The 24,509-nt window shown below is 62.2% G+C and carries 23 protein-coding genes; 17 read left to right on the top strand and 6 right to left on the bottom strand.

Annotated features, from left to right (window positions below; genetic code table 11):
• Nucleotides 1-2 precede the first annotated feature (2 nt).
• A complete protein-coding gene (locus AAC850_RS02910) occupies nucleotides 3-665 on the bottom strand; it encodes a heme exporter protein CcmB (RefSeq protein ID WP_340587107.1) in 663 nt (220 codons plus the stop codon).
• Entirely contained in the window at nucleotides 662-1,246 is a 585-nt protein-coding gene (ccmA, locus tag AAC850_RS02905) for a heme ABC exporter ATP-binding protein CcmA (RefSeq protein ID WP_340587230.1), read from the bottom strand. Before ccmA ends, AAC850_RS02910 begins: the two co-directional genes overlap by 4 nt.
• A 62-nt stretch (nucleotides 1,247-1,308) precedes the next feature.
• On the opposite strand from ccmA, the gene AAC850_RS02900 reads away from it, so the two are divergent.
• Nucleotides 1,309-1,611 carry a 4a-hydroxytetrahydrobiopterin dehydratase gene (locus AAC850_RS02900; protein WP_340587106.1) on the top strand — a complete coding sequence of 101 codons (303 nt, stop codon included), beginning with the start codon at nucleotides 1,309-1,311 and terminating at the stop codon, nucleotides 1,609-1,611.
• A gap of 4 nt (nucleotides 1,612-1,615) precedes the next feature.
• Here AAC850_RS02900 and AAC850_RS02895 read toward each other — a convergent pair whose 3' ends face one another.
• From AAC850_RS02895 to AAC850_RS02885, 3 genes are all read right to left on the bottom strand, one after another.
• Nucleotides 1,616-2,443 (bottom strand): SDR family oxidoreductase, encoded by an 828-nt coding sequence (locus AAC850_RS02895; RefSeq protein ID WP_340587105.1) that lies wholly within the window; start codon nucleotides 2,441-2,443, stop codon nucleotides 1,616-1,618.
• Between the two features lie 46 nt (nucleotides 2,444-2,489).
• Nucleotides 2,490-3,305 (bottom strand): SDR family oxidoreductase, encoded by an 816-nt coding sequence (locus tag AAC850_RS02890; RefSeq protein ID WP_340587104.1) that lies wholly within the window; start codon nucleotides 3,303-3,305, stop codon nucleotides 2,490-2,492.
• 82 nt (nucleotides 3,306-3,387) lie between these two features.
• Entirely contained in the window at nucleotides 3,388-5,355 is a 1,968-nt protein-coding gene (locus AAC850_RS02885; protein WP_340587103.1) for a S9 family peptidase, read from the bottom strand.
• 219 nt (nucleotides 5,356-5,574) lie between these two features.
• Between AAC850_RS02885 and AAC850_RS02880 the strand changes: the two genes are divergently transcribed.
• A complete protein-coding gene (locus tag AAC850_RS02880) occupies nucleotides 5,575-7,902 on the top strand; it encodes a TonB-dependent receptor (protein ID WP_340587102.1) in 2,328 nt (775 codons plus the stop codon).
• Between the two features lie 23 nt (nucleotides 7,903-7,925).
• Here the strand turns inward: AAC850_RS02880 and AAC850_RS02875 are convergent, their stop codons facing one another.
• Nucleotides 7,926-8,543 carry a DNA-3-methyladenine glycosylase family protein gene (locus AAC850_RS02875; protein WP_340587101.1) on the bottom strand — a complete coding sequence of 206 codons (618 nt, stop codon included), beginning with the start codon at nucleotides 8,541-8,543 and terminating at the stop codon, nucleotides 7,926-7,928.
• An 83-nt stretch (nucleotides 8,544-8,626) separates the two neighbouring features.
• Here AAC850_RS02875 and AAC850_RS02870 point away from each other — a divergent pair, with 83 nt between their 5' ends.
• From AAC850_RS02870 to murC, 15 genes are all read left to right on the top strand, one after another.
• A complete protein-coding gene (locus AAC850_RS02870; protein ID WP_340587100.1) occupies nucleotides 8,627-8,944 on the top strand; it encodes a 2Fe-2S iron-sulfur cluster-binding protein in 318 nt (105 codons plus the stop codon).
• A 96-nt stretch (nucleotides 8,945-9,040) separates the two neighbouring features.
• Nucleotides 9,041-10,054 carry a cysteine synthase A gene (locus AAC850_RS02865; RefSeq protein ID WP_340587099.1) on the top strand — a complete coding sequence of 338 codons (1,014 nt, stop codon included), beginning with the start codon at nucleotides 9,041-9,043 and terminating at the stop codon, nucleotides 10,052-10,054.
• A gap of 18 nt (nucleotides 10,055-10,072) precedes the next feature.
• Complete coding sequence (locus AAC850_RS02860; protein ID WP_340587098.1) at nucleotides 10,073-10,471, top strand: hypothetical protein; 399 nt, start codon at nucleotides 10,073-10,075, stop codon at nucleotides 10,469-10,471.
• Nucleotides 10,455-11,324 carry a motility-associated ABC transporter substrate-binding family protein gene (locus tag AAC850_RS02855; protein ID WP_340587097.1) on the top strand — a complete coding sequence of 290 codons (870 nt, stop codon included), beginning with the start codon at nucleotides 10,455-10,457 and terminating at the stop codon, nucleotides 11,322-11,324. Before AAC850_RS02860 ends, AAC850_RS02855 begins: the two co-directional genes overlap by 17 nt.
• Nucleotides 11,325-11,522: 198 nt before the next feature.
• Nucleotides 11,523-12,017, top strand: a complete 495-nt coding sequence (locus AAC850_RS02850; RefSeq protein ID WP_340587096.1) for a division/cell wall cluster transcriptional repressor MraZ — start codon at nucleotides 11,523-11,525, stop codon at nucleotides 12,015-12,017.
• Nucleotides 12,014-12,964 (top strand): 16S rRNA (cytosine(1402)-N(4))-methyltransferase RsmH, encoded by a 951-nt coding sequence (gene rsmH, locus AAC850_RS02845; protein ID WP_340587095.1) that lies wholly within the window; start codon nucleotides 12,014-12,016, stop codon nucleotides 12,962-12,964. The genes AAC850_RS02850 and rsmH overlap by 4 nt, the downstream gene beginning before the upstream one ends.
• Entirely contained in the window at nucleotides 12,961-13,500 is a 540-nt protein-coding gene (locus AAC850_RS02840; protein ID WP_340587094.1) for a hypothetical protein, read from the top strand. Before rsmH ends, AAC850_RS02840 begins: the two co-directional genes overlap by 4 nt.
• Nucleotides 13,497-15,260 (top strand): peptidoglycan D,D-transpeptidase FtsI family protein, encoded by a 1,764-nt coding sequence (locus AAC850_RS02835; protein ID WP_340587093.1) that lies wholly within the window; start codon nucleotides 13,497-13,499, stop codon nucleotides 15,258-15,260. Before AAC850_RS02840 ends, AAC850_RS02835 begins: the two co-directional genes overlap by 4 nt.
• On the top strand, nucleotides 15,260-16,732 hold the full coding sequence (locus tag AAC850_RS02830; protein WP_340587092.1) for a UDP-N-acetylmuramoyl-L-alanyl-D-glutamate--2,6-diaminopimelate ligase: 1,473 nt from the start codon (nucleotides 15,260-15,262) through the stop codon (nucleotides 16,730-16,732). Before AAC850_RS02835 ends, AAC850_RS02830 begins: the two co-directional genes overlap by 1 nt.
• A complete protein-coding gene (locus AAC850_RS02825) occupies nucleotides 16,729-18,186 on the top strand; it encodes a UDP-N-acetylmuramoyl-tripeptide--D-alanyl-D-alanine ligase (RefSeq protein WP_340587091.1) in 1,458 nt (485 codons plus the stop codon). Before AAC850_RS02830 ends, AAC850_RS02825 begins: the two co-directional genes overlap by 4 nt.
• A gap of 23 nt (nucleotides 18,187-18,209) precedes the next feature.
• On the top strand, nucleotides 18,210-19,280 hold the full coding sequence (gene mraY, locus AAC850_RS02820; protein WP_340587090.1) for a phospho-N-acetylmuramoyl-pentapeptide-transferase: 1,071 nt from the start codon (nucleotides 18,210-18,212) through the stop codon (nucleotides 19,278-19,280).
• Entirely contained in the window at nucleotides 19,277-20,653 is a 1,377-nt protein-coding gene (murD, locus tag AAC850_RS02815) for a UDP-N-acetylmuramoyl-L-alanine--D-glutamate ligase (RefSeq protein ID WP_340587089.1), read from the top strand. The genes mraY and murD overlap by 4 nt, the downstream gene beginning before the upstream one ends.
• Entirely contained in the window at nucleotides 20,650-21,882 is a 1,233-nt protein-coding gene (locus AAC850_RS02810; RefSeq protein WP_340587088.1) for an FtsW/RodA/SpoVE family cell cycle protein, read from the top strand. Before murD ends, AAC850_RS02810 begins: the two co-directional genes overlap by 4 nt.
• Nucleotides 21,879-23,072 carry an undecaprenyldiphospho-muramoylpentapeptide beta-N-acetylglucosaminyltransferase gene (gene murG / locus AAC850_RS02805; protein WP_340587087.1) on the top strand — a complete coding sequence of 398 codons (1,194 nt, stop codon included), beginning with the start codon at nucleotides 21,879-21,881 and terminating at the stop codon, nucleotides 23,070-23,072. Before AAC850_RS02810 ends, murG begins: the two co-directional genes overlap by 4 nt.
• Nucleotides 23,069-24,505: a UDP-N-acetylmuramate--L-alanine ligase gene (murC, locus tag AAC850_RS02800; RefSeq protein WP_340587086.1), complete on the top strand. Its 1,437-nt coding sequence runs from the start codon at nucleotides 23,069-23,071 to the stop codon at nucleotides 24,503-24,505. The genes murG and murC overlap by 4 nt, the downstream gene beginning before the upstream one ends.
• The last annotated feature ends 4 nt before the right edge of the window (nucleotides 24,506-24,509 follow it).

Below are 24,509 nucleotides of genomic sequence, written 5' to 3'. Positions count from 1 at the left end.
CGCTAGCCCTCCCGCGCAGCCCTGATCGCCGCGCCGCCTGCGAAGGGCGCGATCGCCACCAGCACCAGGCTGATCGCTCCGGTCAACGCCAGCCCGCCTTCACCGCCGCTCGACAGCGACCCGGCACCGAAGATCAGTAGCGGCACTGCTAGCGGGATCATCAAGAGACCCGAAAGCGCGGCACCACCGCCGCGCAAGCCAACTGTCACAGCCGCGATGATGATGCCGATGGCGGCAAGGCCCGGTGTACCGGCGAGCAGGCCGATCAGGACGATGCGCAAGGTCTCCCCGTCCATCCCGACCAGTGCGCTGGCGGGAATTGCCGCAGCAATGATGATCGGGCCAAAGCTTAACCAGTGCGCCAGCAGCCGCACCGCCACGACAACCTCCTCGGCAATACCGCGCAAGGTCCATTGATCGAAGAAGCCGTTCTCGACATCGGTCGCAAGCAGCCGGTCGAGCGGAAGGATGGCGGCGAGCAGGGCGGCCACCCAGATCACTCCGCCACCGGTCGCGGCCAGCAATTGCGGCTCAGGCCCGATGGCAAAGGGATATAGCATGGCCACGGCAAGGAAGAACAGCAGCGGCAGCAGCGAATTGCCGCGCGCCGAACCGGGCAGCAAGGCCGCGAGGTCGCGGCGCAACAGGGTTGCAAGCACGCTCATGTCGCGAAATCCGGCAGGTGCAAGCTTTGCTTGCCCGGAAGCGCAATTGGCTGGTGGCTGGCGACCAGCGCGATACCGCCACCACCGCAATGGAGCGCCAGCAAGGCCTCGACTGCGCCCCGTGCCTGGCTATCCAGCCCGTTCAATGGCTCGTCGAGCAGCCAGATCCTTCGTCCGCCGTTAAGCAGGCGGGCGAGGGCGGCACGCTTGCGTTGCCCGGTCGAGAGAAAACGCACGGGCACTTCCAGCAGGTCTTCCAATTGCAGCATATGCAATGCAGCGCCGGGCGATCTGCAGCCGTCAAGATTTTGCCAAAAGGCAAGTGCGCGGCCCAGTGGCAGGTGCTCGTCCAGCGCCAGTCGCTCGTCAACCAGCGCCAGCGAACCTTGATGCTCGACTTGCCCTGCATAGGGGCGCAGCAGCCTTGCAAGGATGCGAATAAGGCTCGATTTGCCGGTGCCGTTGGGTCCGGTGACATGCAGCGCCTCGCCCGCTTCCAGTGCCAGCGAGAGGCCTGAAAACAGCACCCGGTCGCCGCGGCGGCAGGCCAGTTCAGTCGCGACTAATCGGCACGGTTCCATCACGGGCCGCGTTAGGGCATGGACTGTGTTATAGGCAAGCACTCGAGAATTGGGGTTTTATAATGGCAGTTGAAGGATTGGCTCGATCTGAAGCGGAAGAGCTGGTTGCGGGACTGGAAGGGTGGACGTTCACCCGCGATGGCGATGCCATCAGCCGCACGTTCAAGTTCGGCGATTTCAGCGAGGCCTTCGCCTTCATGACGCGGGTTGCGATGATTGCCGAGCAAGAGGATCATCATCCTGAATGGTCCAACGTCTACAACAAGGTGCAGATCGAACTGACCACGCATGATGCGAATGGCCTTTCGATGCGCGACATCAAGATGGCGCGGTCGATCGAGCAGTTACTGGCTTCGGAGAGCTGAGCTTCTAGCCAGCCGAAGCTGGGCGACCCTCGCTCTTTTCATGTGCCTTGGCCAGCGATTTGGCGCGGCGCTTGAGATAGCCGGGCCACCACTTCGCGACAAAGCTCATTTTCTTGGCGGTCTTTCCCACCAGAACGTGAGTTGCATCACCATGCACCGCGTTCCACGCTTCCTGCGCAACCGTTTCGACCGGGGTGAATTCGAAGCCCGCCTTCATCACCGAATCGCGGATCGGCGTGTTGCGGCTGCGGTTGGGCGGGTTCTGCAGCAGCGGCGTATCGATGAAACTCGGCATGATGGAACGTGACTTGATACCGTACTCCATCCATTCGGCTTCGAGGCTTTCCGTCATCGATTTCACGCCGGCCTTGGTCGCGCCGTAAACGCTCTGGTTGGCCATGCCGTGGATAGCGGCGGCGCTGGCAGTGTTGAGCAGGCATGAGCCGGGTGCAGCAGCCTTGAGATAGGGGAAAGCGGCTTTCGCGCCGTAAAAAACCGCGCGCAAGTTCACGTCGAGCAGCAGGTCGAGCTCTTCATGGGTCACCTCGGTCAGCGGGCCACCCGATGGCAGACCCGCGTTATTGGCGAGCACATCCAGCCTGCCGCCGGTGTGCTGGGTAAAGCTGGACAAGGCATCGTCCCACGCGGCACGGTCGGTCACGTCGAACTTGTATGTCCGGCACTGGCCTTCGGACAGCATCGCGCTGGTTTCTTCCATCCCGGCCTGGTTGCGATCGGCAATGCCGACGAACCAGCCTTCGTCTGCGAATTTCTTCGCCATGGCGCGTCCGATTCCCGATCCGCCGCCGGTGATGAAAATGCTCTTCTGCATGGCTGTTTCCTCTCGGCTGCCGGTATCTGTGGGAGCGGCTGGCGCGTCAACCCATCGGCTTAAGGCCAGAGCTGGCAAGTTCGCGAGACTTGCGGCGGATATAGCTCGGCATCCAGCGCGCTGCGGTCGCGATCTTGCGAGCGGTCTTGCCAATAGGGTTGTGCAGCTTGTCGCCATGCACCGCGCGCCAGAATGTCTCGGCGACATCTTCGACAGGAGTGAATTCCAGCCCGGCATTGCTTACGCTGTCGCGGATCGGCTTGTTGCTCCCGGCATGGCTCGACTGGGCGAGCAGCGGCGTGTCGATATAGCTGGGCATGACGTCGGTAACGCGGATGCCGTCGGGCGCCCATTCGATGTCGAGGCTTTCGGTCAGCGCGCGAACACCCATCTTGCTGGCGCAATAAATCGTCATGCCACCCTGGCCATAGAGGCCTGCCGCGCTGCAAGTGTTGACAAGGCATGATCCCGGTCCGGCTTCCTTGAGATAGGGATAGGCCGCCCGCGCTCCGTAAATCACGCCCGTCAGATTGATGTCGAGCGTGCGGTCGATTTCCTCTGTCGTCAGGTCGACCAGTCTGCCTCCGAGCGGGACACCGGCATTGTTGGCGAGTACATCAATGCGGCCACCGCAAGCATCATGGAAATCCTTGAGCGCGCGCTCCCATTGTTCGGGATCGCGCACGTCGAGCTTGTGCGCAGACCAAGTGCCATCGGGAAGCAGGGCGCCCGTTTCTGCCATGCCTGCTTCATCAATATCGGCCAGACCGACAAACCAGCCGCCGCGCGAAAACCGCTGCGCCACGGCGCGGCCGATGCCCGATCCGCCGCCGGTAATGAGAATGCTCTTGTAGTCGGTCATGTTGCCTCTTTCACTGATGTGCAGGCGTTACCACTACTGACATTGTTGTTAATTTCAAGCCTGCGCAGGCTCCAGGTCGTATCTAGAGCCCGACATGTTCGCGCCCTGTGCGGATATCTGCCGTCGAACCCTCAAGCACGTCGCCTACAGGTTCCGCGCGTCCGCCGAGGCATTCGGCGAGGAAGTTCTCTGCGATGGCATTGAAGGCGATGTTGTTTTCGGGCCGGTGGAAGCCGTGACCTTCGTCGGGGAACAGCACGTAGGTTACTGGCACGCCTTCGCGCTCCATGGCTTCCACGATCTGGTCGCTCTCGGCCTGCTTGACGCGTGGATCGTTCGCGCCTTGCCCGATCAGCAGTGGCTTGGTGATTTCGCGCGCCTTGTAGAGCGGGCTAATGTCCTTGAGGAACTGCAGGCCTTCGGGCGTTGTCGGATCACCCATGCGTTCGTGGAACTGCTTTACCATCGGTTCCCAATAGGGCGGGATGGTTTCGAGCAATGTCTCGAGGTTCGACGGGCCAACGATATCGACGCCGCAGGCAAAGACATCGGGCGTGAACGTCAGGCCGACCAGCGTCGCATAGCCGCCGTAGGAACCGCCCATGATGGCAATCTTGTCCTTCTGTGCGATGCCCTGCTCGACCGCCCAATCGACCGCGTCGATCAAGTCATCGTGCATCTTGCCCGACCATTCCTTGTCGCCCGCGCTGATGAATGCCTTGCCGAAGCCTGTCGAGCCCCGGAAGTTGACACTCAGCACGGCGTAGCCGCGGTTGGCGAGCCATTGGTGGGTGCGGTTGTAGCCATAGCCATCGCGCGCCCACGGGCCGCCATGCACCACCAGCACCATCGGTACGGGCGCGTCGGGCACTCCGTCTTCATCGGCATCGCATTGCGGGGGGAGGGTAAGATAGCTTGGCAGGACAAGTCCGTCGCGCGCCTTTATCTCGCGCGGATGCATCGGCTGGAGCGGTGCGCCTTCCAGTTCGGGCTTGGTGACGTAGAACTGGCGCAGCCTCATCTCGTCGCGGTCGAACAGGTAGCTGGCGATGGGGCCGGTCAGCGGGTCGTGCCAGACCAGCCAGCGGCGGTCGTCATCAGTGCGCGATTGCACGCCGAAGTCGCCATCGAGCCGATCGCGTAGCCAACCCAGTGCTTTGCCGATCTCATCGTTGAGCGGATGATGCTCGGTACGCAGATAGGTTGCGCTCCAGGCTTGGACCACACCGGTCTTCGTATCGCGCATGGTTCCACCGATATCGGCCTTGTCATGGCTTGCAATCAGAGTGCGCTCGCCAGTTGCGGTATCTTCGGCAAACAGGGCGGCAGTATCGCGACCACGGCTGTCGAGCCAGTAGAGGATCGACCCGTCGGTTGTGTAGCCCGCCATATGGGTGGTGAGCGCATCGTCCAGCCCTGTCACCTCACGCGGAGTGTCGGCCACCACGCCATCGGTGATCTCGTGCATGTCGGCGCCGCCTTCGGCATTCTGCCGCACGGCCCAGCGAAGCATCAGGCTGTCATCGGCTTCGAACCCGGCCCATTCATTGTTCTCGAACACCAAGGTCAGATCGCCCGTCGTCAAATCGAGCATATGGACATCGTGAAAGCGCGAGTCCCGGTTGTTGAGGCCCAGCAGCAGCTTGTCCTTGATCGTGTCGGACGCGCCGACGATCTGGACGCGCGTGTCATCGAACGGGGTCAGGCACTTCTCGTTCTTCCCTTCCAGATCGACCTGGTAAAGCAGGTAATTCTCGTCACCTTCCTTGTCGCGGATATACAGCACGCTCTGGCTGTCGGGCGCCCAGAAATAAGTCGGGATCGGGCGGTCCTTGGCGCTTGTCATGCGGCGCACATCGGTCTCGTCTTCAGCCGGGGCCATGAAGACGTTCATCACGCCTTCCCACGGTGCCATCCAGCTGACCCACTTGCCATCGGGGCTGATCTTGCCTCCCGAGCGCGTTGGATTGCCGAACAGATGATCGCGCGGGATCAGCGGAGTGTCCGCGATACGGTCGGCGGCGGAATGAGTGGCGGTTGCGGTGGTCATGTTCTCTCCCGGATTGAGGGGTGGGAGTTAGGTATTGGCGGCGAAAAAGCAATGTAGCCTGCACCTCTGCATAATCGCTTTGCCACCGCATTCTCACTCCTAGCCAGATCGCTCTCGCGATTGATGGCTGCGAAAGTCGAATTTGGCTTTCTTCGTGCTGCGACCCCTGCATGTTGAGCGAAGAGATTGCTGCCGAATGCAATCGGATGAGGGGTTATAATGCGCCACCAATTTGTCTCGACCGCAGTATTTGCCGCCATTTGCAGCGCTGCCAGTTTCACGCCTGCACTCGCTCAGGACGATCAGGATGGAGCTTCCGACAGCGAAGTCGGTTCGATTTTCGTGACCGCGCAGCGCCGCGATGAAGCTTCGGTCGATGTGCCGATCAGCCTGACCGTGCTCGATGGCGACCTTCTCGCCAATGCGGGGGTAGAGCGATTGTCCGATATAACCAAGCTGACGCCCGGACTGCGGTTCGATAGCCAAGGTCCGGCGGTCCAGCCGACGATCCGCGGTGTGGGCACGGCGATCACCACATCGGGCGGCGGGCCGAACGTGGGTATCTATGTCGACGGGTTCTTCCAGCCGAACACATATGTCTCCGACTTCGATTTGTTGAATGTCGAGAGCATTCAGGTGCTGAAGGGACCGCAGGGCACTCTATTCGGGCGAAACACCACCGGTGGCGCTATCCTGCTCACCACGGCTGAACCGTCCTTCACGCCGGGCGGCGAAGTGCGCGCCAGCCATGGCCGCTTCGGTGCGATCTCAACGCAGGGATACGTCACCGGTCCGCTAAGCGATACAATCGCGGTTGATCTGGAAGGCCAGTTCCGCCGCGGCGACGGGCATTTCACCGATCTCACTACGGGCAGCGAAGATATCGGCGAATATGATAGCTGGTCTATTCGTGGCGGAATCAGGGCCGAACTCACTGAAAATGTCGAGGTATTGCTGCGCCTCACCCATTCCGAAGCATCCAACCCGACGACGCAGTTGGTGAACGCCTATGTCGACGAAAGCGGTGAAGCGGGCTTTCTCTCGATGGTGTCGCCAGCAGGGCAGGCCATATACGGCGCCACCAGCTCGCAGGGACTGCCACTGGTCTATTTCTATGCGCCGCAAGGTACATTCGCCACCGAACCTGGTGACGTTCTCCTCAACCCGCCGGTCAGCTTCGAGGCCAACACCGACAGTGTGCAATTGACCATCAGCGCCGATCTCGGCTTTGCCGAACTGACGTCCTACAGCCAGTACCGCAATGACCAGACGCCCTACTTTGGCGATCTGGACGCAACCGCCCTGCCGTTCTTCAACATCTTCGTTGGCGTTGACGACGAGAACTGGTCGCAGGAATTCCTGCTCAACTCCAAGCCGGGCTCGCGCCTGCAATGGACCGCCGGACTGAACTATTTCAACTACCGCGACACTTGGGATGTCGATGCGTCATTCGGCCTGTCACCGTTCAACGATTTCGGCGGATCGAGCACGACCACTGAAAGCTACGCAGCCTTCGTCGACCTGACCTACCAACTGACCGATAGCCTGTTTGTCACGGCGGGCGGTCGGTACAGCCACGATATCGTGGACGATGCCTATTTCACGGCCAATCCGTTCACCACCTTCTACACCGGGCCCAATGGCGAAAGGATACCGTTCAACGGCACGCCGGGCACGCGGATTGCGGTCGACCAGCTGACCGACGACAGCTTCACGCCGCGCTTCGTGGTCCGTTTTGAGCCGGACGATCAATCGAGCATCTATGCTTCGTATACGCAGGGCTACAAGGCGGGCATCCTGAATGTCGGCGGCCTGTCCCAGCAGCCGGTCGAACCCGAAAAAATTGATGCGTTCGAACTGGGCTACAAGTTCGATAACCGGGTGGCATCGTTCTCCGTCGCGGGCTTCTATTACGATTACACAAATCTGCAGGTTTCCAGCTTCCAAAGCGGGGCCGCGCAAATCCGCAATGCTGCATCGTCGGAAATCTACGGGTTGGAAGGCCAGTTCAGCATCAACCCGGCTGATGGCTTCAGCATTTTCGGCGGGGCTGCGTGGACGCATGCGCGCTACGAATCCTTCCCCAATGCACCGTTCTACAGCTTCTGCGACCCGGCTGCAGCCGCGCTCACGCCACTCTGGTGCGTACCGCAGTCATTGGGCGGTGCCGGTCCTGGCGCCCTCGTGCAGACAACCATTGATGCATCGGGTTTCAAGATGCAGCGTTCACCCGAATTCACCGGCAATATCGGCGCGAGCTACGCCATCGATCTGGATGGCAGCGGAAGCATCAACCTGTCGGGCAATCTGTTCTATACCTCGTCCTTCTTTTTCGATCCCGAACAGCAGTTTCGCCAGGACGGCTATGAATTGCTGACCTTGCGGGCCGAATGGGTCGATGCATCAGAGCGGTTCTCGCTCGCGGTCTATGGCGATAACGTCACCGGCCAGCGCTACCAGTCGCAGGTGCTCTTCAACACGCTGGGCATTGGCAGCGTGTGGGCCGCGCCAGCGACATGGGGCGTGTCAGCGGGGTTCCGTTTCTAGCGCGGGACTTTCGACCGGGAGATTCACAGCGCCGGATTGTTGTAACAGTGCCAGGTGAATATCGCGGTCGCGCCGCGATGCGGGCGCCACGGTTCGGCTAGCGCGCGAGTGGCCTTTTCGTCCGGCCGCTCGTCCAGCCCGAGGATCTTGCCGATACCGGCCATCACGGCAAGATCGCCTGCGGGCCAGATGTCAGGGCGGCCTTCGGCAAACAGCAGGTAGATTTCGGCAGACCAGCGGCCAATGCCCTTGATGCGCGTCAGTTCGGCAATCGCCTCTTCATCGTCAGCAGGAAGGTTCGTCAGGTCCAGTTCTTCGGCGTGGACCAATTCGCATAGTGACCGTGCGTAACCCTGCTTCTGGCGCGAGAGTCCGCAGGCGCGCAGCGTGTCGAAATCGCGTTCGAGCAGGCAGGCGGGGGTAAAATCCGCGCCCAGTTCTGCCTCCAGCTTGTTCCACATCGAAGTGGCTGCCGCGACACTCACCTGCTGACCCACTATAGTGCGAAGCAAGGTCTTGTAGCCGGTGTCCCGAATGCGCGTTTCGGGATAGCCTGCGACTTTCAGCGCACGGGCGATGGCTGGCTCGCGACGGGCCACTTCATCTAGCGCCGACTTGATCTGCCCTGCCGTCAATCCCATCGCGTGTCCTCGTGCCCATGCTTGCCAATCTTTGTTCGTTTCCCTAGCAGCCGCGGGGAAGTTCACCAGAGGAATACACATCCATGCCAAAGCTCACCGTCGTCAACCGCGCAGGCGAAGAAAGCACTATCGAGGTTGAAGACGGCCTCACCGTGATGGAAGCCATCCGCGACAACGGGTTTGACGAGCTGCTGGCATTGTGCGGCGGCTGCTGTTCGTGTGCGACCTGCCACGTGCATGTCGATCCCGAATTCAAGGACAAGCTACCGGCTATGAGCGAGGACGAGGACGACCTGCTCGATTCCAGCGATTATCGCGACGCAAATTCGCGCCTGTCGTGCCAGATTCCGTTCACCGGTGACCTGAGCGGATTGAAAGTTACGATCGCGGAAGAAGACTGAAGGACGGATGGTCTGACTGCCTGTGTAGCCAGACTTTCGCGACCCCAAGACCTTCTCGCGTTGCGCTAGGGCCTAACGCGTCCTAATTCAGTGCGCATGACAAACCCGCCCGTGCGCACCGACACTCTCGATCTCATCGGCAATACGCCGCTCGTCCTCCTGTCCGGCCCCAGCGAGGCTGCGGGTTGCGAGATCTGGGGCAAGTGCGAATTCGCCAATCCGGGCGCCAGCGTGAAAGACCGCGCCGCCTTGTGGATCGTACGCGATGCCGAGGCGCGCGGAGAGCTCAAACCAGGCGGCACCGTGGTCGAGGGTACGGCTGGCAACACCGGTATCGGGATTGCGCTGGTGGCCAATGCGCTGGGCTACAAGACCGTGATCGTGATGCCGGACAACCAGTCCAAGGAAAAGATGGACACCTTGCGCGCTCTCGGTGCGCAGCTTGTCACCGTTCCGCCGACCAAGTTCGCCGATCCAAACCACTTCGTTCATACCAGCCGGCGGATTGCCGAGGAAACCGAGAACGCGATCTGGGCCAACCAGTTCGACAATGTCGCCAACCGCCGCGCTCATATCGAGGGCACGGCAGAGGAAATCTGGCAACAGATGGATGGCCGCGTGGACGGTTTCACCTGTGCCGTGGGTACTGGCGGCACGCTGGCTGGCGTGGGCATGGGACTGAAGGCTAAGGATGAAAACATCCGCATCGCTTTGACCGATCCGCACGGTGCGGCGCTGTTCAGCTATTACGCCAACGGAGAACTCAAGTCCGAAGGCTCATCCGTAGCAGAAGGCATCGGGCAGGGCCGCATTACCGCGAATTTGGAAGATGCGCCGATCGACACACAATTCCGCATCTCCGACGAGGAAGGCATGGATTGGGTCGCACGGCTCCTGCGTGAAGAGGGGCTGTGCCTAGGCTTGTCCTCGGGCATCAACGTGGCAGGCGCCGTGGCGCTCGGCCAGCATTTGGTGGCCGATGGGCGCGAGGATGCACGTGTCGTGACCATGCTGTGCGATAGCGGGTTCCGCTATCTCTCCACGCTCTACAATGCAGAGTGGCTGGCAAAAAAGGGACTGCCGGTATTCGACTGGCTAGGTTCATCTTGATCTTGTAGGATTGCGGTCATGGTTCTCGACCCGCGCGATCTGCTTCGGCCCCGTCCTGCTGCGCCCGACACCGAATCGGCACCGGCAGAAGTGTTGACCGTGCCCTTGGGTGGCACGCGACAGGAACGTTTCCAGCGCCTCCAGATCGGGGGTGCGGGGGTCATGATGATGGTGCTGGTGATTGCGCTGGCCGATATCGTCAACAGCCGCGCGCAGGAAACAGAGGCGAACGCCGTTCCCGAAGCTGCGCCTACCGTCGTGGCCACGGCCACGAGCGCGCCGAGCGATCCGCTGGTCGATGCCGGCGTGGCCCCGCAATTGCCTGCCGGACCTGTTGCGACGCCTACCGCGCCCACAACCGATCCGACCGGCGATGTGCCTCCTCCGTCGAATGTGCAGAATGCTCCGCTCCAGTAAGGCCATTTGTGCCGGATTGCTGCTCGCGCTGTCAGGAATGCCCGCGCTTGCGCAAGACGATCCCGCCGCGCAGGATCGCGATGGCGAGCCGGTTATCGCCCTGATGGGCACAATCCCCATTTATTGGGGCGAAGCGGCCGGGTTCGACGAATTGTTATCTGGCACCGCACCGGCGCACTGGGCGCGCGAAGTGCTGGAGCGACGCGCCGAACTCGCCCCACTCGATTACCTCTCCGAAGATGCGCTCGCGCCGCACCGCTATTTGCTGCTTGCGCAACCGCGGGGCTTGAGCGGGGAAGAGAATGTCGCGCTGGATAGCTGGGTGCGCGAAGGTGGACGGCTGCTGCTGTTCGCCGACCCGTGGATGACCGGGGAATCGCGGTTTCACATCGGTGACCGTCGTCGCCCGCAGGATGTCGCCTTGCTGTCGCCCATACTGACCCACTGGGGACTGGACCTGGAAGAATATAATCATGCGCTGGGCGGCGGACTGCACAATATCGACCATGACGGACAGATGTTGCCGATCGACTCGTCGGGCACGTTCAGGCTTCTTGCTGGAGACGGGGGCTGCCAGCTTGAATTGTCAGGCCTGCTCGCCGACTGCCGGATCGATCAAGGGCAAGTGCTGATCATGGCGGACGCCGCCATTCTTGATGCCGCAGGCCCTTATCCGCACGCCGAGTCGGGTCTCGAGTCGTTGCTGGCGCGGATTTTTCCACAAATGCGGGAAAATACGGGAATTCACGCAGAATCGCCGGAGGTCACGGGCGGAAACGACGGAAATCCGCCAGAATTCGTGAGTGAGGCGGCACACTGGCATGGCGCAAATGGGGAGAATCCGCCCCAATAGAATCAATGGTTTACGCCATTCTCCCACAATTTCCCGCAATTTCCCCTTCCATCCCGCGTTAACCCGCGTTATTCATTCCTTCCATCGGACAAGCCAACCGTGCTGCGCCCACTATCGGGCCATCTGTCTGCGTTTCCGCGCGGCTGGATGCGGGGAAGGTGTGTCCGGAAGGGAGCTTTTGAGCGAGGGGTTTGGGACGTGCCGCAGCGGCCGACAGGATATGGAGGGCAGGGCTTTTCGCTTCGCGGCGAGAAGGATCGCTTCGTCCTGCCGCCCAAGCTGCGCAACCGCATCTTCGAAATCACCGGCGAACGCACATTGTGCATCGGCCAGCATGCCAAATGGCCATGCCTCACGGGGTTCGGCCTCGACCGCCAGGACCAGTTCGACAATATCCTCGATCGCGAACAGCGTATTGCCACCGAATTGGGCAAGGAATTCGACCGCGACGAGATGATGCTCAACCTGTGGGATTTCGAAGAAGTCCCCTTCGACAAGAGCGGACGTTTCGTCCTCCCCGATACCGTCATTGGCATGTTCGACGTGTCCGACGCGCTCTATTTCCAGGGCGTGGGCGAATTCATCACCATGTGGAACCCGCAGGTTCTGCTGGCGCAGGAAGGATCCAGCTTCCGCGGTCCGCAGGCCAAGTGCCGTTCCGAAATGGCCAAGGCAGAGGCCAAGCGCAAATGACCGCGGCCGAACCCCACATTCCCGTGTTGCTCGACGAAGTCATCGAAGCACTCGCACCGCAGCCGGGCGACGTCATCATCGACGCGACCTTCGGCGCGGGCGGCTATACCCGCGCCTTGCTCGATGCTGGCGCGACCGTACATGCGTTCGATCGCGACCCCGACGCGATTTCGGCGGGCCAGCAATGGCCGGAGACACAAGGCGATGCCCCCCGCCTTGTGCTCCACCCGCGCCGCTTTTCCGAAATGGTTGCGAGCATGGCCGAAGCCGGCATCGCGCAGGTCGATGGTATCACGATGGATATCGGCGTGTCCTCGATGCAGCTTGACCAGCCGGAACGTGGCTTTGCTTTCTCCAGCAATGGCCCGCTCGACATGACGATGAGCCAATCCGGCCCGACAGCGGCCGATTTCGTCAACGAGGCTGACGAGGGCGACATCGCCGACGTTCTTTACCGCTATGGCGAGGAACGCCAGTCGCGCCGCGTCGCGCGCGCCATCGTGGCTGCGCGTCCGCTGTCCACCACCGGCGAGCTGGCCGATGTTGTCCGCCGTGCGCTGCGCTACAAATCGGGCGTCGGCAAGGACCCTGCGACGCGCAGTTTCCAGGCCATCCGCATCCATGTGAATGGCGAGCTGGACGAGCTTCACGCGGGCCTGAACGCCGCCGAACAATTGCTCGGCGAGGGCGGTCACCTGGCCGTCGTCAGCTTTCACAGCCTCGAAGACCGTATCGTGAAGACCTTCCTCCGCGATGCCGCGAACATGAACCCGCGCGGCTCGCGTCACCTGCCCGAAGCGCGGACAGCCCCTTCCCCGCGCTTCGGGCAACTGAGCAAGGCGATCAGGCCTTCTGCCGCCGAAATCGCCCGCAACCCGCGAGCGCGATCATCCACATTACGCGCCGCGACACGCACTGCCGCACCTGCCCGGGAGAATGTCGCATGAACCAGATGACCAATAACGGATTGCGCGGTTTCCGTCGCATCGGCTGGTTTGCGGCGCTCGGCACTTGTCTCGCGCTCTACGCGCTGCTGCACATCAAGGTTACCGCGGTGCACGCCGAGGTGGTACGGGCCGAGCGCCAGATCGTTTCGCTCGAAGAACAGAACATGCTGCTCGAAACCGAGTTTCTGACCCGCTCCAACCAGGTGCAGCTCGCCGCTTGGAACCGCGTCGATTTCGGCTTCCAGTCTCCGACCGCGGACCAGTTCATCAACAGCCCGCGCCAGCTTGCCCAGTATGGCAGCGCACCTGCCGAAGGCGCACCGGCGCCGATCCGCCTGGCGGGCCTGCGTTCGGGTGAGGATGTTCCTGCATTCCCGCAAATCGTATCCCCGCTCACGGGTCGGCCGATCAAGGCCAATCTGCTCGAGGAAGAACGTGAAGACAATGGAGCACTGGCCGTGACCATCGCGCCCGGACCGCTGCGCGTTCCTATTGCCGGGATCGCCGAAGCCAGCGTGGGAGTTGCCCAGCGGTGAACGCCTACGCTGTACCGCGTACGATTATTGCCGGGCAGGCCGGGCTGGTCGACCAGCGCCGGCGCTCGCTGCTGATCGCACGCCTGCGCCTCTTGCTTGTCATCGTGGTCTTCGTCCTTGTCGCGCTTGCCGCGCTGGTGAAGATCGCTTTCGTCGGGCTGGTCCAGCCCGGACCGGCGCAGCAGAGCATGGCCGACGCGCTCCTGCCTCCGCGCGGCGAGATTACCGACCGCAATGGGGTGCCACTCGCGCGCGCTTTTCCTGCCTATGCCCTGTGGTACAATCCTGCCGCCATGACCGAAGGCAACGAAGGTGGCCCGCCGCTGGTCCGTTCGCCTGAAGCCGTGGCGCAGGAACTCAAGGCAATTTTCCCCGACCTCAATACCTATGAAGTAACGCAGCAGCTGGCTTCGGGTCGCCCAGGCTATCTGCGCCGCCGCGTCCTGCCTGAAGATGCCAACAAGGTCATGCATATCGGCGAACTCGCACTCGAGCTGCCGCAGGAAGAAGATCGCCACTATCCGCAAGGCTCGCTTGCCGCGCACGTGCTCGGCTATGTCGCAGCAGACGGCGATGGCCGGGTAGGCATGGAGCAAGTGCTCAACGACCGACTGCTCGACCCGGCGCGCCGTGCCGAGCCGGTTGCGCTCAGCATAGACATGCGCGTGCAGGGCGCGCTGGAAGACGAATTGCGGCGCGGGATGCTGTCGGTCAATGCGGTGGGTGCAGCGGGCATCGTGCTCGATGTGGACACCGGCGAAGTGCTTGCACTGGCTTCGCTCCCCGAATTCGATCCCAACCAGGTCGAATCCTCGGATGTGCGGGTGACGCAGGAACAGCATGATCGCGGCATCACCGCACCGGCGTTCAACCGTGTCACCAACCAGGTCTATGAACTGGGCTCCACCTTCAAGCCGCTGACCGTTGCAGCGGCCATCGACAGCGGCGCAATCACTGACTTGTCGCGCCGCTACAGTGCCACACCCTATAAGGTGCAGGGACACACGATCCGCGATTCCCATCCGCTGGGTGCGACGCTCAACACGCCGCAGATGCTGATCCATTCGAGCAATATCGTCACCGGCCATATCGTCGACGAAATGGGGGCCGAAACGCTGCGCTCCTACATGGTCGAGCTGGGCATGAACGAGCGGCCCTATATCGAACTGCCTGCCCGCGGCTTCCCGCTCTGGGCCTCGGGTAGTTGGCAGCGTATTCGCGCGATTACAGTGGGTTACGGTCACGGCATCTCGGTCACTCCGCTGCATCTTGCCAGCGCCTATGCGGCGATGGTCAATGGCGGCATCTGGCGTCCGGCAACGCTCCACCGGATCGCACCGGGCGAAGCTCCGCGCGGTCGCCGGGTGTTCCGTGCCAGCACCAGCGCACGGATGAACCAGTTGCTGCGCATGATCGCGGTTTATGGCACGGGCCGGAATGCCGATGCGCCGGGCTTCCGCGTTGGCGGCAAGACCGGCAGTGCAGAAAAGCCCGGTGTCGGCGGCTATCGCCAGACTACGCTGGTTTCGACCTTTGCAGCAGCCTTCCCGATGGACAATCCGCGCTACGTCGTGATCGCCATGCTCGATGAGCCGCAGGGTACGGTCGCCAGTTCCTACCAGCGCACCGCAGCATGGAACGCTGCCCCCATCGTGGGCCGCCTTGTCCCGCGTATCGGCCCGCAATTGGGCGTGATGCCCGATGCCCACCGCGATATCGATCTGACTGACCTGCGTCCGCTGGTCGGGGACGTTAACTGATGCGGTTGGCCGATCTTGCCAAGACCATAGCCATTGATGCGGGAAATGCGGGTGACACGGTTCTGACCGGTTTCGCGATCGATCATCGCAAGGTCGCTCCGGGCAATGTCTTCGGTGCTTTCCAGGGCGCGGTCGTGAATGGCGAGGACTTCATCCCCGCCGCGATCGCCAGTGGCGCCGTCGCCGTGGTTGCGCGTCCAGAAGCCAAGGTCGAGGGCGCGTTGCACATTGCCGATGCCACACCGCGCAAGCTCTTCGCACAATTGGCCGCACGCTATTTCCGTCCGACGCCCGAAGTCGTGGTCGCCGTAACAGGCACCAACGGCAAGACCTCGACAGTCGAGATGACTCGCCAGATCTGGCGCATGTGCGGTCTGCGTGCCGCGAGCATCGGCACGCTTGGCGTCACCACGCCCGACGAAAGCGTGTCCACTGGCCTCACCACGCCCGATATCGTCACCTTCCTCGGCAACAACACCGGACTTGCGCGCGAAGGTGTTACCCATGTCGCCTACGAGGCTTCGAGCCATGGCCTTTCGCAATATCGCAATGAAGGCCTGCCGGTTGCCGCTGGTGCCTTCACCAATTTGAGCCGCGATCACCTCGATTATCATGCCGATATGGAAGACTATTTCGCGGCCAAGATGCGGCTGTTCGGCGAAGTGGTCGATGATGGCGGCGCGGCGGTTGTCTGGGCCGACGATGAATGGTCACAGCGTGTCTGCGATGTCGCGAACGAGCGCGGCCTCAAGCTGTTCACTGTTGGCGAAAAGGGGAATGATATCCGCATCCTTTCCCGGACCGCCACGCAGTTGGGGCAGGAGTTGGAGGTCGAGCACGCAGGCGAAACCTATCGCCTCCGGCTCCCGCTGATTGGCGCTTACCAGGTATCCAACGCGTTGACCGCTGCTGGCCTTGCGCTGGTCACCGGTAGCGCGGCTGCGCAGGTCTTCGATGCGGTTGCACGGTTGCAACCGGTACGCGGGCGGCTGGAACGCGCGGTCATCGCTGCGTCAGGCGCGCCGATCTATATCGATTATGCGCATACGCCCGATGCCTTGTCCGCCGCGATCGCAGCGCTGCGACCTCATGTTGCGGGTCGCCTGATTACAGTGTTCGGCGCGGGCGGGGATCGTGACACGGGCAAGCGTGCGCCGATGGGCGAAGCGGCGATGGCCGGATCGGATCTCGTGATCGTGACGGACGACAATCCTCGCGGAGAAGACCCGGCGGCCATTCGCGCGCAGGTGCTTTCCGGAGCGCACGGGGCGCGTGAAGTCGGGGGGCGGCGCGAGGCCATTGCCGCCGCAATCGCAGAGGCAGGCCGCGACGACATCGTGCTGATCGCGGGCAAGGGACATGAACAGGGACAGATCGTGGGATCGGGAGAGAATATGCGGGTGTTGCCGTTTGATGACGTGACCGTTGCGCGCGAATGCGCTGCCGAGCTTGCAGCGGACGGGGCGCAATGACCGCGCTCGCACAAGCCCTGGCCTGGCCGCGCCTGCGCAGCGATACGGTGCGTCTTGCGCTGTGGTCGGCTGGCGAGATCGCCGCCGCTACAGGCGGGACCGCTTATGGTGAATTTCAGGTTAGCGGCGTCGAAATGGACAGCCGCGACGTGCAGGCAGGCGACCTGTTCGTGGCGCTCAAGGGAGAGGCGATGGACGGGCATCGCTTCCTCGATGCAGCCTTTGCCAATGGCGCCGCCGCTGCCATCGTCGATCGCCCGGTCAACTATCCGCACATTCTGGTCGAGGATACCACCACCGCCTTGCACGCACTGGCCCATGCGGCGCGCAATCGGACATCCGCACGGGTTGTCGGTGTTACCGGATCGGTGGGCAAGACCGGCGTCAAAGAGGCGATCTTTACCTCGCTAGAGCGCGCCAGCAGGGGCTGTGCGCATCGCTCGGTCCGCAGCTACAACAATCATGTCGGCGTTCCGCTCAGCCTGACACGCATGCCTGCGCGCAGCCGCTACGGTGTGTTCGAAATGGGCATGAACCATGCAGGCGAAATCGCCGACCTTACCGTGCAGGTTCGCCCGCATGTCGCCGTCATCACCACGATTGCCCCTGCCCATATCGAGAACCTCGGCAGCATGGAGGCAATCGCCGCTGCCAAGGCCGAAATCTTCGGTGGGCTGGAGCCGGGCGGAACGGCGGTTATCCCCGCCGATAGTGAGCATTTCGAGCTGTTGCGCGATACGGCGGTCAAACTGGGTGCGAGGGTCATCAGCTTTGGACGCGCTTCCCATGCCGATATGCGGCTGATGGATGCGGTGCCGCAGGACAATGGCGGCGCGCTCGTCACCGCAGCAATGGGCAATATCGGGCTTTGCTACACCGTGGCCGAGCCGGGTGAGCACTGGATCGACAATTCGCTCTGCGTCATGGCCGCTGTCCATGCGGCCGGCGGCGATTTCGGCGCTGCCGGACTCGCGCTAGCCGAAATGGGCGGGCTGAAAGGGCGCGGCGCGCGGCTCAGCGTCAAAGTGCCGGGCGGCCATGCCGTGCTGATCGACGAAAGCTACAACGCCAATCCCGCCAGTATGCGCGCAACCTTGCAGCAACTTGGGCAAACGCCTGCGACAAGGCGCGTCGCGGTGCTCGGCAGCATGAAGGAACTTGGCGACTTCGGCGAGGCATTCCATGCCCAGCTGGCACAGCCCGTGGCCGCAGCTGGCGTCGACTTTGCCGTGCTGGTCGGCGCGGAAATGACAGCACTCGCCCGTGAGATGGGGAAACTTCCTCGCGATACGCTTGGCAATTCGCTCCGCTTTGCCCATTGCGAGAATGCGGGTGAAGCCATCGCGGCGCTACAGGAATTCGGATTGGCAGGCGGAGACGCCGTGCTGGTCAAGGGTTCCAATTCGGTAGGGCTTTCCCGTGTGGTTGATCACTTCGCCGCCCGAAAACGCTGACACAAGGGCCCGCGCGCGCAAACATGTTCTATTTTCTCGCCGAAATGCTCGACTTCGAAGGTCTGTTCAACCTCATCCGTTATCAGACCTTCCGCGCCGGTGCGGCGATGATGACCGCGCTTTTCATTGGCCTGATCATCGGACCACGCTTCATCAACATGCTGCGCGTGAGGCAGGGCAAGGGCCAACCGATCCGTGCGGACGGTCCCGAGTCGCACCAGAAGAAGGTCGGAACCCCCACTATGGGCGGGCTGATGATCCTGACCGCGCTTACCATATCCATGCTGTTGTGGATGGACCTTGCCAGCCCCTTCGTATGGGCATGTCTGGCCGTCACGATCGGGTTTGGCCTGATCGGTTTTCTCGACGATTACGACAAGGTCACCAAGCGCAGCCATCACGGCCTGTCGGGCAAGGCTCGATTGCTGGGTGAATTTATCGTCGCAGGTATCGCCAGCTATCTGATCGTCAGCCAGATCAATACCAACCTCTATGTCCCCTTCGTGTTCAACGAATATATCCCCTTGGGCTGGTTCTATTACGTCTTCGCCGCTGTCGTGATCGTGGGGGCGGGCAATGCGGTAAACCTGACCGACGGGCTCGACGGGTTGGCGACCATGCCGGTGGTGATCGCAGCAGCCGCTTTCCTCGTCATCTGCTACCTCGTGGGGCGCGTCGACTTCTCGGAATATCTGGGCATCCCGCATGTTCCGGGCGCGGGCGAACTGGCTATCATGTGTGCCGCGATCATCGGTTCGGGCCTTGCCTTCCTGTGGTTCAACGCTCCTCCTGCAGCGGTGTTCATGGGTGATACCGGTTCGCTCGCGCTGGGCGGCGCGTTGGGTGCCATCGCCGTTGCCAGCCATCACGAAATCGTGCTGGCCATCGTGGGCGGGCTGTTCGTGCTCGAGGCAGCGAGCGTCATCATCCAGGTATTCTGGTTCAAGCGGACCGGAAGGCGCGTGTTCCGCATGGCGCCGATCCACCACCATTTCGAACAGCTCGGCTGGAGCGAGAGCAAGGTCGTGATCCGTTTCTGGATCATCGCCATCGTGCTCGCCGTGCTGGGTCTTGCGACGTTGAAGGTAAGGTGATTACGGCGCGCGCCTTTGCAGCCAAGCGCTACATGGTGCTGGGCCTGGCGCGCTCGGGCATGGCTGTGGCAGAGTCGCTGCTCGAAAGCGGGGCCGACGTTACCGTTTGGGACAGGCGGGGCGAACCGCGACGGCCGCTGGAAGGCCGTGCCACGATTGCCGATCCGCTGGAAATCGACCTCGTCGGGTTCGATGCCATCATCGTCTCTCCCGGTGTGCCGCTCAATACCCATCCGCTGACCGAAAGGGCCGCCAAGGCCGGCGTGCCGATCATCGGCGATATCGAATTGTTCGCGCTCGCGCGGTCAGAGCTGCCGCCGCACAGGGTTGTGGGCATAACGGGTACCAATGGCAAATCGACCACGACCGCGCTGGTCCATCATCTTCTTGCCGAAGCCGGTGTCCCGACACGAATGGGCGGCAATATCGGTCTTCCGATCCTTGCCGAAGACCCGCTGCCTGAAGGCGGTGTCTACGTGCTGGAACTGTCGAGCTACCAGATCGACCTGACGCGATCGCTGGCGTGCGAGGCTGCTGCGCTCATCAATATCACGCCCGATCATCTCGACCGCTACGACGGTTTTGCGGCCTATGCCTTTTCCAAGGGGCGGCTTCTTGCGATGCAGGGTTCGGGACAGTTCGCCGTGTTCGGATGCGCCGATGCACCGACCAGCGCAGTGCAACAGGCTGAAACCGCGCGCCGCGCGCCCGGCAGGGCCGTGTGCGTCGACCTTGATGCATGGTCGTCACACCAGTCGGAATGGCCAAGCCTGCAAGGTCCGCACAATTTGCAGAACGCCGCCATCGCTGCCGCGCTGGTGCAGGAACTGGGGCTTACCCACGACCAGGTGCTTCAAGGGCTCGCCAGCTTCGGCGGACTGCCGCATCGCATGGAACGCATCGCGACGAGCAACGGCATCCTGTTCATCAATGACAGCAAGGCGACCAACCCTGCGTCCACCGCTCCTGCACTGGCAGCCTACGCGCCCGCCGATGACGGCACCCCGCGCATTCACTGGATATGCGGCGGACTGGCCAAGGAAGACAATCTCGACGATTGCGCGCCGTTTTTCGGCAATGTCGCCCGCGCCTATACTATCGGGGAAGCGGGCGTCATGTTTGCCGAAATCCTCGAACCGAACATTCCGGTCGACCGGTGCGAATTGATGGCCGAGGCCGTCCGCCGCGCAGTCGCAAACGCGCGCGATGGCGATGTGGTGATGCTCAGCCCGGCCTGCGCCAGCTTCGACCAGTTCCGCGATTATGAAGTGCGCGGCGATACTTTCCGCGAATTGGTGATCGAACTGGGTTGTGGCGGTGATCGTTCGACTGATGGGAAGCCCAGTGAATTCAACGGGAGGTCGGCGGCATGACGACCAGCCCCATCTTTATTCCCCGCCCTGGTGAGCGCGGGAGCCGCAAGCCGCACGGGCCGCGCATCAAGCGCGACTGGAAGCGCGAGCTGCGTATCTGGTGGCGCGAAGTCGATCGCTGGCTGCTTGGCTTCATAATTGCATTGATGTTGCTCGGCACCTTGTCCGTCGCGGCGGCTTCCCCCGCCAGTGCAGGACGCCTTTCGACCGACAGCGTGACCTTGCCCGATCTGTATTTCTTCTGGGCGCACGTGCGGATGCAATTGCTCGGCCTGTGCGTCCTGATCGGAACATCGCTGCTGCCGGTCAATCTGCTGCGCCGCGGCTCCATTGCGCTGGCCGCGCTGATGCTGGTCGGCCTCATCCTCGTGCCGTTCATCGGTCACGAGGTGAACGGTGCGCGGCGCTGGCTCAATGTCGGCATCTCTTTGCAACCCAGCGAATTCCTCAAACCGGCTTTCACCATGACGCTCGCGTGGATCCTTTCGTGGCAGTTACGTGATCCCAAACTTCCGGTGATCGGCGTATCAGGCGCCTTGCTCGGGATGATCGTGCTGCTGATGATGCTCCAGCCCAATCTCGGCGGCGCCATACTTTTTGTCGGGGCCTGGTTCGTGATGGTGATGCTGGCTGGCCTGCCCCTACAGCGCATCGGCATGTTGACCGGAGCAGGGCTGGCGCTGCTGCTGGCAGCCTATCTGTTCTACGACAATGCGCGCAATCGCATCGACTCTTTCCTCGGCGGACCGACCGCATTCGATCACGTCGATCTCGCCGGTCGCACGCTGCAGGGTGGCGGCTGGACAGGCAGCGGTTTCTGGTTGGGCGAACAGAAGATGCGTCTGCCCGAAGCGCATACCGACTACATCTTCTCCGTGATCGGAGAGGAATTCGGCCTGCTCGTTTGCGGCCTGGTGGTGTTGCTCTATCTCGCCATCGTGCTGCGCGTGCTTATCCGCCTTGTCGAGGAAGACCGGCTGTTCATCATCCTTGCCGCCAGTGGCCTTACCGCGCTGTTCGGCGGGCAGGCTTTCATCAACATCCTCGTCAATCTGCAGCTCTTTCCCAGCAAGGGTATGACCTTGCCGCTGGTGAGCTACGGCGGATCGTCCACGCTGGCGATCTGCTTTACCGTGGGACTGCTGCTGGCGGTCACGAGGCGTAACCCCTATCTCGAGCGCGAGCCGTTGGACTTCCGCGGCTCTTTCGAGAAGGACGATGACCTATGACCGCATCTGCACGCCATTTCGTACTGGCTGCCGGGGGCACCGGCGGCCATCTGACGCCTGCCTTTGCGCTGGCGCACGAACTGGAACGTCGCGGCCATCATGTTGCGTTGATCACCGATGAGCGCGGCGCTGCCATTCCCGGCAAGCCTGACTTCCTCACCGCGCATGTCCTTCCCGCCGGGCGTTTCGGCAAGAACCCGCTGCGTTGGTTTGGTGGTCTGCGGTCGGTGCTCAAGGGCAAGGGCATGGCAAAGCGCCTGTTCGAAACATTCCAGCCTAGCGCGGTGATCGGCTTTGGCGGATACCCCGCACTGCCCGCGCTGTTTGCCGCGCAGTCGATGAATATTCCGACCGTCATTCACGAGCAGAACGCCGTGTTGGGGCGGGTCAATCGCCTTATGGCGGGCCGCGTGGATGCCATCGCGATTGCCTATCCCGATGTCGACCGGCTCAAGCCGAAGCACGAACGCAAGGTCCATCTCGTGGGCAACCCGGTGCGCCCCGGCGTACTCAGCCTTCGTGACGAACCATTCCCCGCTTTTACAGAGGAAGGCCTGTTCCGCGTGCTCGTGACCGGCGGCAGTCAAGGCGCGCGTGTGCTTTCTGAAGTCGTGCCTGACGGGCTTTCGATGTTGCCGACTGCTTTGCGCAGCCGTTTGCAGGTCACGCAGCAATGCCGTCCGGAAGATCTCGATGCCGTGCGCGAACGCTATGCCAGCCATGATATTCCCGCCGAACTGGCGACCTATTTCGAGGACATGGCGGCAACGCTGGCCGATGCGCACCTTTTCATCGGTCGCGCAGGCGCTTCGACAATTGCGGAGCTGACCGCCGTCGGTCGCCCGGCAATCCTTGTCCCGCTACCCATTGCAACCGACGATCACCAGGCTGCCAATACGCGCGAAATGGTCAAGGCGGGCGGTGCGCGCTCAATCCGCCAATCGCGCTTTCAGGCGAAGGAACTGGCCAAGCAGATCAATGCGATGGCGCAAAAGCCTGAAACGCTGGCGACCGCGGCTCATGCGGCATGGAATTGCGGGCGACCCAAGGCGGCAAGTGACCTGGCAGACCTTGTCGAAAGCTTCGGCGGAGCGGACATGATGGACGTGATCCGCGTGGGTGAGAACAATGCGCGCGGCGCATCGCAGGAAGCGGCGGCCAATGGCTCTGCCCGGGAGAGTTCCGAGTGAAGGGCGTCGGGACCGACATTGGCACAATCCATTTCGTCGGCATTGGCGGGATCGGAATGTCCGGCATTGCCGAGGTGATGCACAATCTGGGCTACAAGGTGCAGGGCAGCGATATCAGCGAGAGCGCGCGGGTCGAGGCTTTGCGCGCCAGCGGAATGCACATCGCCATCGGCCACGACGCTGCCAATCTCGGCGATGCAGCTGTCGTCGTCACATCAACAGCGGTGAAGCGGACCAATCCCGAAGTCACGGCTGCGCTCGAAAACCGTGTTCCGGTAGTTAAGCGTGCGGAAATGCTCGCCGAACTCATGCGCCTCAAAAGCACGGTTGCCGTGGCGGGCACGCATGGCAAGACTACGACCACCAGCATGATCGCCGCCCTTCTTGATGCAGGCGGGGTTGATCCCACGGTCATTAATGGCGGTATCATCGAGAGCTACGGCTCCAACGCACGGTTGGGCGATTCCGAGTGGATGGTGGTCGAGGCGGACGAGAGCGACGGCAGCTTTCTGCGGCTCGATGGCACGATTGCCGTGGTCACCAATATTGACCCCGAACATCTCGACCATTACGGCGACTTCGATGCGGTGAAGGATGCTTTCGTCACCTTCATCGAGAACGTGCCATTCTACGGCGCGGCGGTGCTGTGCCTCGATCATGACGAAGTCCGCAATGTCATCGCCAAGGTGCGTGACCGGCGGGTTATCACCTACGGCTTTTCCGCCCATGCCGATGTGCGCGCCGAGAATGTTGAACCTGACGGGGCCGTTACGCGGTTTGACGCGGTGCAGACAGGCCGCGACGGCACTGAAACACGGATCGATGGCATCGTTCTTCCCATGCCCGGCCGCCACAACGTGCAGAATGCCTGCGCGGCAATTGCCGTGGCGCTGGAGATGGGCTGCGATGCGCAGTCGATCCGCGACGGTTTCTCGCGCTTCGGCGGTGTAAAGCGGCGTTTCTCGCACGTCGGCGATATCGACCTTGGCGCTGACATCGGCGTGAAGGTGATCGATGATTACGCGCACCATCCGGTCGAGATCCGCGCCGTGCTTTCCGCCGCGCATGACGCTGCATCGGGGCGCGTTGTCGCGGTGGTACAGCCGCATCGTTACACCAGGCTACGCGATTTGCTGGAGGATTTCCAAGGCGCTTTCGGCGATGCCGACCTGATCTATGCCGCTCCCGTCTACCCCGCCGGTGAAGAGCCGATCGAGGGCGTTGACGAACATGCGCTCGTCGCCGGCATGAAGGCACGTGGCCACCGCCATGCCGAAGCGGTGGATGGTCCTGCCGATCTGGCGGAAAAGCTGTCGCGCGAGCTTGCGCCGGGCGACATGGTCGTGTGCCTCGGCGCGGGTGACATTACCAAGTGGGCAGCGAACCTAGCCAGCGATGTTGCCAGATACCGGGCGTCGGAAGGACGCGATTGATTCA

The sequence above is a fragment of the Erythrobacter alti genome, from assembly GCF_037996805.1.
Lineage (GTDB): Bacteria > Pseudomonadota > Alphaproteobacteria > Sphingomonadales > Sphingomonadaceae > Alteraurantiacibacter > Alteraurantiacibacter alti.
The sequence above is the reverse complement of the archived record's forward strand: the minus strand, read 5'-3'. Positions and strand labels throughout refer to the sequence as shown.